This window comes from Microbacterium sp. UBA3394, assembly GCF_002358725.1.
GTDB classification, from domain to species: domain Bacteria; phylum Actinomycetota; class Actinomycetes; order Actinomycetales; family Microbacteriaceae; genus Microbacterium; species Microbacterium luteum.
On sequence record NZ_DEPK01000219.1, the window covers coordinates 1 to 10,664 of the forward strand.

Below are 10,664 nucleotides of genomic sequence, written 5' to 3' on the forward strand. Positions count from 1 at the left end.
CGCAGCGGGGAATGGAAGGGCGTGACCGGCAAGAAGGTCACCCATATCGTCAACATCGGCATCGGCGGCTCGGACCTCGGCCCGGTGATGATCTCGGCCGCGCTGGAGCCATATGCCGATGCCGGCATCCAGGCTCGGTTCGTGTCGAACATCGACCCGACCGACATGGCCCAGAAGACCAAGGGGCTCGATCCCGAGACGACCCTCTTCATCGTCGCCTCGAAGACCTTCACCACGCTCGAGACCCTCACCAACGCCCGGCTCGCGCGCGACTGGCTGTGGGCGGGCCTTGAAGGATCCGGCGCCATCGACGGCTCGGATGCGGCGAAGACCGACGCGGTGGCTCACCACTTCGTCGCGGTGTCGACCGCCCTGCCCAAGGTCGCAGACTTCGGCATCGACACCGACAACGCCTTCGGCTTCTGGGACTGGGTCGGCGGCCGCTACTCGGTCGACTCGGCCATCGGCCTGTCGCTCATGATCGAGTTCGGGCCCGAGGTCTTCCGCGAGCTGCTCGCGGGCTTCCACGCCGTCGACGAGCACGTCGGCTCGACGCCGCTCGCCGAGAACGTGCCGGTGCTCATGGGGCTCCTGAACGTCTGGTACGTCAACTTCCTCGACGCCCAGTCGCACGCCGTGCTCCCCTACGCCCAGCAGCTCAGCCGCTTCGCCGCATACCTGCAGCAGCTGACGATGGAATCCAACGGCAAGTCGGTGCGCTGGGACGGCACGCCCGTCACCACCGACACCGGCGAGGTGTTCTGGGGCGAACCGGGCACCAACGGTCAGCACGCGTTCTACCAGCTCATCCACCAGGGCACCCGCCTCATCCCGGCCGACTTCATCGCCTTCGCGAACCCCGCCTACCCGCTGCAGGACGACGGCCGCGACGTGCACGGCCTGTTCCTGTCGAACTTCCTCGCGCAGACCAAGGCGCTCGCATTCGGCAAGTCCGCCGAGGAGGTCGAGGCCGAGGGCACGACGGGTGCACTCGTGGCCGCGCGCACCTTCGCCGGCAACCGGCCGACCACGTCGATCTTCGCGCCGGCGCTCACCCCGCGCGTGCTCGGCGAGCTGGTCGCCCTGTACGAGCACATCACGTTCACGCAGGGTGTGATCTGGGGCATCAACTCCTTCGACCAGTGGGGGGTCGAGCTCGGCAAGCAGCTCGCGCTGCAGATCGCCCCCGCGATCGAGGGCGATGAGGATGCGATCGCCGCGCAGGATGCATCCACCCGCGCCCTGCTGGAGTACTACCGCACGCACCGCTCCTGAGGCGCCCAGCGCCGGCGCGAGCGAGGACCGCTCAGCGGGGGTACGGCACCGTGACCTCGCGGGCCACCGCGCGCAGGTCGTCGAGCGACGGGAGCAGCCAGCGGAGGTAGCCGACCGGCACGCCGGACACGGCGGCGATCCGCTCGTGCGAGATGACGGTGCCGGCGGCGAGCTCCTGCTGCACCGCCGCCTCGATGAGGTGGCGCCGCTGCGCATCCCGCGCCCCATGCCGATGCGGTGATCGTGATGCGGCGCCCGCGGGCAGCGACGCGCGTGTGCGAAGCGGTCGCGAGCGCGCCGTCTGCGCCCACCGGCGAACGTCCTCGACATCGCGACGCATCTGCTGGATGAGCGCGACCGCGCTGGCGAACCGCCGCTGCGGACGGATCCGCTCGCGCAGGTGCACGACGATCGTGCGGCCGTAGAGGTCGCCGTCGAAGTCGAGCAGGAACGGCTCGAGCAGGCGCACGCCTCCGGCGGCGTAGAACGTGGGGCGGCGGCCGATCGAGGCGGCGGCGACGTGGCGCACGTTGCCGACGTAGACGTCGGCGGCCCAGACGCCGTCCTCGATGCGGTCGTCGGATGCGAGCGCGAGGTTCGCGGTCGGGAAGCCCAGTTCGCGCCCGCGCTGATCGCCGTGGATGACCGTGCCGATGACGGCGGGAGCGCCGCCGACGGAGTGCACCATCGCCGCCTCGGCAGGATCCGCCAGCACGCGCAGCTCCTCCGGGGTCACGCGCGACCTCCTTCGATCACGGCCAGCCCGTGGAACCTGCGCTCGTGATAGATCAGCGGCGCACCCGCGTCGTCGATGTTCATGGTGTGCACCCGCATCACGATGACCGAGTGATCTCCGGCCGGAGCGCAGCTGTAGACGTCGCAGTCGAACCACATCGCCGCGCCGTCGATCAGCACGGCACCGTCATCCGTCACGGTCGTGGCCAGCCCATCGAAGCGGTCGCGGCTGCGCGACGCGAGCTGCATGCAGGCGCCGGACTGGTGCGATCCGAGCACGCTGACCCCGATCCGCTCCGCTCGACGGAGCATCGGCCAGGTCGTGGAGGAGTTCTGCACCGAGAACATCACCATCGGCGGGCTGTACGACGCGCCGACGGAGAACGACGAGGCAACCATCCCGACGGGCACGCCGTCGACGATGGCGCAGAGCGCGACCACGCCGGTCGGGAATCTTCCCATCGCCCCGCGCACATGGTCGGGGTCGTGAGTGGGCACATCGAGCACGCGCGTGCTCTCGGATAGTTCCGGGTACAGCAGGGTCATGATGGACTCCCTTTCGACGACGTCGCTCGGTTGGTGAGCACGGGTCGATCGGCGGCACGCAACGAACGCGGTCCGTTTCCAGACCCGATGCTTGCCCCCGGGGTCTTGTGTCCCGAGAGGGTCCACAGCGGCTTACGCTGCGAGATCCAGTGTGCGCCGGGTGCATTGCCCGTCGGTCACACGGATGTAAACGGCATATTGCGCGCGTCGTGTGACGATCCGTGACCTTGGACACACTCCCGAAACACGACAGTGGCAGAATCGGTCTCGCAGCGTAAGCCGTTGCGGGCGCTCCGGGCCAAAAGAACCTGGATGCGTGTGGAGGTCTCGTGCGCTCCACAGCCCCTGCGCTACGTGGAGTCACGGCACTCTCCGTTCCCCCTCAACCGGTACGGATGTGAGCAACATATGTCGTTGAAAGTCATGGTCGTCGTCGGCAACCCCAAGCCGGCATCCCGCACCCGCAAGGTGGCCGAGCTTCTGGTCTCCCACCTGCTGAGCCCCGGCTCGTACGAACTCGAGGTCATCGACCTCGCCGACCACGTGGATGAGATCTTCGCGTGGCCGTCCGAGAAGATGTCCGCCCTGAACACGCAGGTCGCCGAGAGCGACCTGGTGGTGTTCGCGTCGCCGACGTACAAGGCGACCTACACCGGCCTCCTCAAGGCCTTCCTCGATCGATACCCCGCGAACGGCCTCGCCGGCGTCACGGCGATCCCGGTGCACACCGGCGCCGACTTCACCCACGCGATGGGCCCGACCTTCACGCTCTCGCCGCTCCTGGTGGAGCTCGGCGCGACCGTGCCCGGACGCGGCTTCTACCTGGCCCTCAGCCAGATGGACAAGCTCGACGAGGTCGTCGCCGACGCCGCCGCCGAGTACCGCAGCAATCTCAACCGCCTGGCCACGGTCGCCGCCGCGACGGCCGACGCGCCCGTGACCGCCTGACCCGACGGTCGAAGGAGGATTCATGTCTCACCCCGCGACCCCGCCCACGGCCATCGACGCGCGCCGCTTCCGCGACACGCTCGGCCACTACGCCTCGGGCATCACCATCGTCTCCGGCATCGAAGACGGCGCGCCCATCGGCTTCACCTGCCAGTCGTTCTACTCGGTGTCCGTCGACCCGCCGCTGGTGTCGTTCAGCGTCATGAAGACGTCGACCACCTATCCGCGGATCGCCGCCGACGGCAAGTTCGCCGTCAATGTGCTGGCTCACGATCAGCGCGCCGTCTCGAACCAGTTCGCCCGCAAGGGCACCGACAAGTGGGCCGGCATCGACTGGAGTCCGGCCGCATCCGGCAACCCGATCATCGCCGACACCCTGATGTGGGTCGACTGCGAGATCTGGGCCGAGCACGAGGCGGGCGACCACCTCATCGTGATCGGCAAGGTCGTCGAGATGAGCCCGGCCGAATGGCACGAGCGCGACACCGAGCCCCTCCTCTATTTCAAGGGCGCCTACCGCCACCTGCGGGAGCTCGAACAGCTCGCTGGGTGACCTCATCCGCTCAGCGACCAGGGAGGGCGCTCCGACCGCAGTCGGGGCGCCCTCGTCGCGTGCGGGCGTGGACCGCTGATCTCGCGACACGTCACGGAAACATCGCGGCCGTAGGGTGTGAACCGTTCGATTCACTCCGCCGACCCAGGAGCATCCCGTGACCACTCCCGCCCCCGCCGCGCGCGATCTGCGCGACCTCCCCAAGGGACACCTCCACCTCCACATGGAGGCGGCGATGCGCCCGGCGACCCTCACGCGCCTGTCGCAGAAGCTCGGCATCGAGGTGAAGCCGACGACCGGCTTCGCCGGCTTCACCCAATTCAGCGCGACGTATCGCAGCCTCCTGGCCTCGCTCGACCACCCCGACCATCTGGGCCTCCTGACCGATGAGATCTTCGCCGATCAGGCGGCACAGGGGGTCGCCTACCTCGAACTCGCCGTGAGCCCGCAGTTCTACGCCGAACGCTACGGCACCGTCGAGGGGGCGCTGGACGAACTGATCGCGCTGGCCCGCGCCGCGTCGGCGGCACACGGCGTCGCCTTCGGACTCATGCCGACCATCGACCGGATGCGCGATCTCGATGAAGCCATGGTGATCGCACGTGCCGCCGCTGCGCGCGCCGGCGACGGTGTGGTCTCCCTCGGGCTGGCCAACGAGGAGCGCGGCTACCCCGCCGGCGACTTCGCCGAGCCGTTCGCCCTCGCCAAGGCCGCGGGGCTCCAGTCCACGCCGCACGCCGGCGAACTCGTGGGCCCGGAGTCGATCCGCGACGCCCTGGATGCCCTGCAGGCCGACCGCATCCTCCACGGCGTCCGCGCGGCGGAGGACCCGGCACTCGTGGCGGAACTGGCCGACCGCGGCATCCCGCTGGATGTGTGCCCCACCTCCAACCTGCTGCTCGAGGTCGTCGACGACATGGCCGAGCATCCGCTGGTGGGCCTGCTGGATGCGGGCGTGCGCTGCTCGATCAACGCCGACGACCCGATCCTGTTCGGGCCCGACATCCTCGACGAGTACGAGCTGTGCCGACGCGAACTCGGGATGACCGACGAGCAGCTCGCCGCGTGCGCGTGGACCTCGATCGAGACCACCCTCGCCGATGACGAGACGAAGGCACGCGCGAAGTCCGCCATCGACGCCTGGCTCGCGTGACCACCGCCGGCGACAGCCCGGAGCGCGCGCGGCTGCTCGGGCTCGCGACCGACCTCATCCTGCGCGAGGGCGTGATCGACATGAGCCTCAGCGCGATCGCGCGCGGCATCGGGTCGAACAACCGCATGGTGCTGTACTACTTCGGCTCCAAGCAGGGGCTGCTGGATGAGGCGGCCCAGGCGGCGTTCGAGCTCTTTCCCCGCCTGCGCGACATGTTCGCCCGGCTCGCCGGCGACGGACCGGTCGAACAGCGGCTGCTGGCGGTGTGGGAAGACCTCTCCGCCCCTGAGAACCACCCGTTCCTGCGGCTGTTCTTCCAGCAGTTCGGCACCGCGATGCGCGACCGCGACGGCTGGGACGCCTTCACCGACCGCATCGCCCACGAGTGGATCGACGCGACCGCCGAGGTGCTGCGACGCGACGGCTTCGGCGCCGACGACGCCCGCGTCGCGGCGACGCAGCTGGTCGGCCTCTGGCGCGGCCTGCAGTTCCTCACCCTCACCGGCGTCGATCCCGACGAGCTGCGCGCGGCGAACCGCGCCACGGTGCACGCGCTTCTGACCCGCCGGTGACCTCGCCGAAACAATCGCCGCCTACAGTGTGAACCGTTCAGTTCACTCAGGTCGGAGGAGAGTCGGATGGCGGCACCGTGGAAGCTCGGCATGTTCCAGAGCGCAGGCCCGATGGGCATGTGGAAGCTGCCCGAGAACCGGTCGACGGACTACCTCGACCTGGAGTACTGGGTCACGATGGCACGGCGCTGCGAACAAGCCGGCGTGGACTTCCTGTTCCTCGCCGATGACTACGGATACCCGATCGTCGACGATGCCGTGCCGCCGGCGGCGATCCGCGGAGCCATCCAGTTCCCGAAGGCCGACCCGCTGGCGATCCTCCCCGCCCTCGCCGCCGTGACCGACCGCCTCGGGCTCGCCGTCACCCTCTCGACGATGGTCGAGAAGCCCCCGATGGTCGCCCGCAAGCTCGCGACGCTCGACCACCTCACCCGCGGACGCATCGGCTGGAACATCGTCACCGGCGCCGGTCAGAACGCGTCCGCGCGCCTGTTCGGCATCCCGCTGACCGACCACGACAAGCGCTACGAGATCGCCGCCGACCACGTCGACCTGTCGCTGAAGCTGTGGGAGGGGTCGTGGGATGACGACGGCCTCGCCGTCGACCGCGAGCGCGGCGTGTTCGCCGACCCCGACAAGGTGCGCGAGATCGAGCACCACGGGCCGCACTTCGCCGCCAAGGGCCTGCTGACGGTGCCGCCCGGACCGCAGCGCACGCCGCTGCTGTTCCAGGCGGGCACATCCTCGCCCGGACGCGACCTCGCCGCCCGCTACGCCGAGGCGGTGTTCCTCGCCGCCGAGATCCCGGCGATGGCCTCGCAGATCACCGACATCCGCAGCCGCGCCGAGGGCTACGGCCGCGACCCGGAGTCGATCAGATGCCTCATCGCGGGCACGTTCATCGTCGCCGAGACCGCCGAGGGCGCGCGCAAGATCCAGCGACGGGTCACCGAGGCGCGCTCGCTCGACGACGCCGCGGCCGCGTATGCGTTCTACACCGGGCTCGACCTGTCGGGCATGGACCCCGACCGGCCGCTCGACCCCGCCGCGGTGTCGAGCTCGCAGACCGGACGCACGAACATCGAGCGCTTCACCGGTCCGGATGCGCCGACGGTGCGCGAGATCCTCGAGGAGTTCCAGCGCAACTCCGTCATGGGCACGCCGTTCGTCGGCACCCCCGCCGAGGTGGTGGATGCTGCCGAGCGCTCCATCGCGGAGACCGGCGCCGACGGTTTCCTCGTGCAGCCCGACCACACCGGCACCTTCGACTCCTTCCTCGACCTCGTCGTGCCCGAACTGCGCACCCGCGGACTCGTCGCCGCCGAGAACCCGACAGTCACGCTCCGGGAGCGGCTACTCGGGGCGGGGCCACGTTTGGCCGACACCCATCCGGGGGCGGCGCATCGACGGGTGGCGGTGCACGCATGACCGACGCGAAGACCCTGCACTTCGGCGTGTTCGAAGTGACCGCCCCGCAGGTGGGAGGCACGTTCAGCTGGGCGCACCCGCGCAGCCGCAGCGCCGACTTCCTCGACCCGCAGCACTGGATCCACATCGCCCGTGTGCTCGAAGACGCCGGCTTCGACTTCCTCTTCTTCGCCGGCGGCTACGGCTACCCGCTCGTGGACGGCGACCTGCCCGAGATCGCGGCGACCAAGGGCATCAACTTCTCCGCGATCGACCCCGACTACCTGCTCCCGCTTCTCGCCCAGCACACCGACACCCTCGGGTTCGTCGTGACGATGTCGACCGGACTGGAGCATCCGGCTCAGCTCGCGCGCCGCTTCGCGACCCTCGATCACCTCACCGGCGGTCGCGTCGGCTGGAACATCGTCACCGGCGCCTCGCAGAACGCCGTCGCCGACGTGTTCGGACAGGACGAGATCGTGCCGCACGACACGCGCTACGCGATGGCGGCCGAGTACGTGGAACTCGCCGCACGGCTGTGGGAGCAGGGGTGGGATGACGACGCCCGCATCGTGGACCGCGACGCCGGGGTCTATGCGCGGCGCGAGGGCGTGCATCCGGTCGTCTTCGAGGGCGAGCACTACCGCTCGCGCGGCTACTTCGGGGCCCCGCCGTCGCCGCAGCGCACGCCGGTGCTGTTCCAGGCCGGAACCTCCCCCGCCGGACGCGCCTTCGCCGCGCGCAACGCCGAGTGCGTGTTCGTGCAGGCCACGACGCCCGCGCGCACGGCCGCCGCCGTCGCCGACATCCGCCGGCTCGCCGCCGACCGCGGACGCGACCCGCGGGCCGTGAAGCTCATGGCCGGGCTCACCGTCTTCGTCGGCGAGACCGAGGCCGATGCGCAACGCTATGAGGCGGAGTTCGACGCGATGCAGACGGACGAGATCGTCGCATCCCTCTACGCCGGCAACACCGGCATCGACCTGCTCGCCCTCGACCCCGACAAGACGCTGCACCAGGTGCTCGAGCAGGGCGGCCCGGTCGGGCAGATGGGAACGAGCAACATCGAGCGCTTCCTCGGCGAGAACGCCCCCACGGTGCGGGAGATCCTCGACCAGCTGCGCGGCCGCGGCACGCGCGGCTTCCGGCTCGTCGGAGACCCGGTGCAGGTCGCCGACGGCATCGAGCGCCTGGCCGCCGAGACCGACCTCGACGGATTCCTCCTCGAACCGGTGTTCGAGCCGGCCGACCTCGAGGACTTCGGCCGCCTCGTGATGCCGATCCTGCGCGAGCGCGGCCGGCTGCGCGCGGGCGTTCCGGGGAACACCCTCCGCTCCCGCGTGACCGAGCGCCCCGGCCACGACCGCCTCGGCGCGGAGCATCCGGTGCTGGCGGACTGAGTCCCGAGCCGGCGACGGCACGGCCGCATCCGAACCGGCCCTTTCCCGCCGAACGGCCCCGTTTCGTCGCGGCGGAAAGGGGTGGCTCGGCGAAAAGGGGGTGGCTCGGTGGAAAGGGCTGCGTCGCGGAGTCGCCCCTGCGCCCACTGCCCCCGCGCCCACTGTGCCGCGAGCACATATGCCGGACGAAGGCATGGGGTGGCAGCACGTTCCGCGGGGTGGCGAGGCTGGGTAGATTCGACGCATGCCGTACACCACCGTCGACGATGTCTCGATCTACTTCGAGATCGAGGGGAATCCGGCGGATCCGGCGATCGTACTCATCTCCGGGGGCGGCGCGCAGCTGATCAGCTGGGACGACCGGCTCGTCGCGCTGCTCGTCGCGGAAGGCTTCCGCGTCGTGCGCCTGGACAACCGCGACACCGGGCTGTCGCAGCGTTTCGGCGGCGACGAAGACATCGACGGCGGCTACGACCTCTCCGACATGGCCGAAGACGTGCTGCGCGTGCTGGATGCGCTCGACATCCCCGCCGCGCACCTCATCGGGCACTCGATGGGCGGAATGATGGCCCAGACCGCCGCGATCGAGCATCCCGAGCGCGTACTGAGCCTGGGGGCGGATGCGCTCGCGCAGCATGTGCCGCGCTGAGGCCGTCAGGCCCATCCGACCTCGGCCGTCGCCAGCACCGCGTCGTCGGGATCGAGGGCGGTCACGATCGTGCGGCCGACGTGCAGGTGCACGATCACCTGGGGACCGACGCGCGTGGAGACCACCCGCGCGGTCACGTCCCGCGCGCCGCCGCCGAACTGCACCAGGACCGGGTCCTGGTCGTTGGCGAGGGCGACGAGCTCGTCGCGGGCCTCGAGCACGCGCATCCGCACGCCCTCGGGATCGACCGCGTCGAGGATCTGGATCTGCGCGGCCATCACGTCGCCGGTGTGCGAGGTGCGGAAGCCGCCGTGCCCGCGCGCCATGCGCGCCGCGTTGGAGGCGGCGGCCACCACGCTCGGCTCCTCGGTGGCCATCGGCACGAGCCGGTCGATCCCGTCGATGTGGAAGTTCGTGGCGACGCCCACCGGGATCGCCATGGTCCCCACGACGTTCTCGATCATGTGATCGGCCTGTTCGAGGGTGAGGCCACCGCCGATGCCGAGGGGATCCAGCGCGTCGGCCGGCAGCCCCGCTCCCTCCACGACCCGCCGTCGGCGCTCCTCTGGCGTGTGGTCGCGCAGGCCCTGCAGACGGCTGTTGATCGGCATCGATCCTCCCGGAACATCGCAGACCCCCGAAGGGGCAGGTACCTGCCGAAACTACGTCTGCGGGCAGCCGCCGGCCATGGAGGAACCGCCCATGATGCGGCCACCGGAGTGGGGCGTGCATCTACCGACGCGCGTCCGGAGCGTTTCGCGTGCGGGGGGATCTCGGCGAATCAGCCGGCGAGGAACTCGCGCGCGGCGGCGCGGAAATCCCGCGAGCCCGGCGCGTTGAAGTGATGACGGTTCGGGATCTCGACGAACCGGCCCTGCGGGCACGCGGCGGCGAGCGCCTTCGAGCCCTCGAGGATGGCGTCGCGGGAGCCGGTCGCGATCAGCACGGGCTGGGTGGGCGCCGCCGTCGGGTCCGGGTCGGCGGCGCCCGAGGCGCGCAGCCCCTCGGCGATCGCGAGCAGAGCCTCGAGGTCGTTGCCGCCGACCCGTTCGATCAGGCCGATGTACTGCTGCGTGCGCTCATCCGTCACCGCTGCACCCTCGCGCACGTAGGCCCGCGCCTGATCGAGGTCGAGCCTGCTCAGCGGCACCCCGTCGGGAACGCCGCCCAGCACCACCCGCTCGATCCGCCCCGGAAGATCCCGAGCGACCTCCCAGCCGACACGAGCGCCGAGGGAGTAGCCGACGTACGCGACGGTGTCGACGAGGTAGGTGTCGAGGACCGTCTCGACGTCGCGGGCGAGGGCCGCGAGCGCATACTCACGCGACTCGTGGGGCTTGTCGCTGGCCCCGTGGCCGCGCTGGTCGAGGGCGAGAACGCGGAATCCGTCGCTGGTGAGGTCGCGCACCCAGCCGGTGTTCACCCA

At 70.4% G+C, this 10,664-nt stretch carries 12 protein-coding genes; 8 read left to right on the top strand and 4 right to left on the bottom strand.

What is annotated here, in order from left to right; translation table 11 throughout:
- Positions 1 to 1,275, top strand: a 1,275-nt coding sequence (gene pgi / locus B4E30_RS13400; protein ID WP_286795575.1) for a glucose-6-phosphate isomerase, incomplete at its 5' end; no start/stop codon positions are given.
- A gap of 31 nt (positions 1,276 to 1,306) precedes the next feature.
- Here pgi and B4E30_RS13405 read toward each other — a convergent pair.
- Entirely contained in the window at positions 1,307 to 2,011 is a 705-nt protein-coding gene (locus tag B4E30_RS13405) for a riboflavin kinase (RefSeq protein ID WP_286795576.1), read from the bottom strand.
- The gene (locus B4E30_RS13410) at positions 2,008 to 2,556 is read right to left on the bottom strand and encodes a flavin reductase family protein (protein WP_286795577.1); all 549 of its coding nucleotides are present in this window, start codon (positions 2,554 to 2,556) and stop codon (positions 2,008 to 2,010) included. Before B4E30_RS13410 ends, B4E30_RS13405 begins: the two co-directional genes overlap by 4 nt.
- Positions 2,557 to 2,964: 408 nt before the next feature.
- Between B4E30_RS13410 and B4E30_RS13415 the strand changes: the two genes are divergently transcribed.
- From B4E30_RS13415 to B4E30_RS13445, 7 genes are all read left to right on the top strand, one after another.
- Entirely contained in the window at positions 2,965 to 3,504 is a 540-nt protein-coding gene (locus B4E30_RS13415; protein WP_286795578.1) for an NADPH-dependent FMN reductase, read from the top strand.
- Positions 3,505 to 3,526: 22 nt separating this feature from the next.
- The gene (locus B4E30_RS13420; RefSeq protein WP_286795579.1) at positions 3,527 to 4,057 is read left to right on the top strand and encodes a flavin reductase family protein; all 531 of its coding nucleotides are present in this window, start codon (positions 3,527 to 3,529) and stop codon (positions 4,055 to 4,057) included.
- Between the two features lie 157 nt (positions 4,058 to 4,214).
- The gene (add, locus tag B4E30_RS13425) at positions 4,215 to 5,210 is read left to right on the top strand and encodes an adenosine deaminase (protein WP_286795580.1); all 996 of its coding nucleotides are present in this window, start codon (positions 4,215 to 4,217) and stop codon (positions 5,208 to 5,210) included.
- Positions 5,207 to 5,782 carry a TetR/AcrR family transcriptional regulator gene (locus B4E30_RS13430; protein ID WP_286795581.1) on the top strand — a complete coding sequence of 192 codons (576 nt, stop codon included), beginning with the start codon at positions 5,207 to 5,209 and terminating at the stop codon, positions 5,780 to 5,782. The genes add and B4E30_RS13430 overlap by 4 nt, the downstream gene beginning before the upstream one ends.
- Positions 5,783 to 5,848: 66 nt before the next feature.
- Entirely contained in the window at positions 5,849 to 7,210 is a 1,362-nt protein-coding gene (locus tag B4E30_RS13435; protein WP_286795582.1) for an NtaA/DmoA family FMN-dependent monooxygenase, read from the top strand.
- Positions 7,207 to 8,589: an NtaA/DmoA family FMN-dependent monooxygenase gene (locus B4E30_RS13440; protein ID WP_286795583.1), complete on the top strand. Its 1,383-nt coding sequence runs from the start codon at positions 7,207 to 7,209 to the stop codon at positions 8,587 to 8,589. The genes B4E30_RS13435 and B4E30_RS13440 overlap by 4 nt, the downstream gene beginning before the upstream one ends.
- A 244-nt stretch (positions 8,590 to 8,833) precedes the next feature.
- Positions 8,834 to 9,238, top strand: a complete 405-nt coding sequence (locus B4E30_RS13445) for an alpha/beta fold hydrolase (protein WP_194383786.1) — start codon at positions 8,834 to 8,836, stop codon at positions 9,236 to 9,238.
- A 5-nt stretch (positions 9,239 to 9,243) separates the two neighbouring features.
- Here the strand turns inward: B4E30_RS13445 and B4E30_RS13450 are convergent, their stop codons facing one another.
- Complete coding sequence (locus tag B4E30_RS13450) at positions 9,244 to 9,849, bottom strand: hypothetical protein (RefSeq protein WP_194383787.1); 606 nt, start codon at positions 9,847 to 9,849, stop codon at positions 9,244 to 9,246.
- 170 nt (positions 9,850 to 10,019) lie between these two features.
- The coding region (locus tag B4E30_RS13455; RefSeq protein ID WP_286795584.1) for an alpha/beta fold hydrolase at positions 10,020 to 10,664 on the bottom strand (645 nt) is incomplete at its 5' end.

Bases quoted from the DNA above. Each gene is read 5' to 3' on its own strand.
- B4E30_RS13450 (WP_194383787.1), bottom strand. From the start codon at position 9,849: ATGCCGATCAACAGCCGTCTGCAGGGCCTGCGCGACCACACGCCAGAG.
- B4E30_RS13440 (WP_286795583.1), top strand. From the start codon at position 7,207: ATGACCGACGCGAAGACCCTGCACTTCGGCGTGTTCGAAGTGACCGCC.
- B4E30_RS13415 (WP_286795578.1), top strand. From the start codon at position 2,965: ATGTCGTTGAAAGTCATGGTCGTCGTCGGCAACCCCAAGCCGGCATCC.
- B4E30_RS13410 (WP_286795577.1), bottom strand. From the start codon at position 2,556: ATGACCCTGCTGTACCCGGAACTATCCGAGAGCACGCGCGTGCTCGAT.
- B4E30_RS13445 (WP_194383786.1), top strand. From the start codon at position 8,834: ATGCCGTACACCACCGTCGACGATGTCTCGATCTACTTCGAGATCGAG.
- B4E30_RS13420 (WP_286795579.1), top strand. From the start codon at position 3,527: ATGTCTCACCCCGCGACCCCGCCCACGGCCATCGACGCGCGCCGCTTC.
- B4E30_RS13435 (WP_286795582.1), top strand. From the start codon at position 5,849: ATGGCGGCACCGTGGAAGCTCGGCATGTTCCAGAGCGCAGGCCCGATG.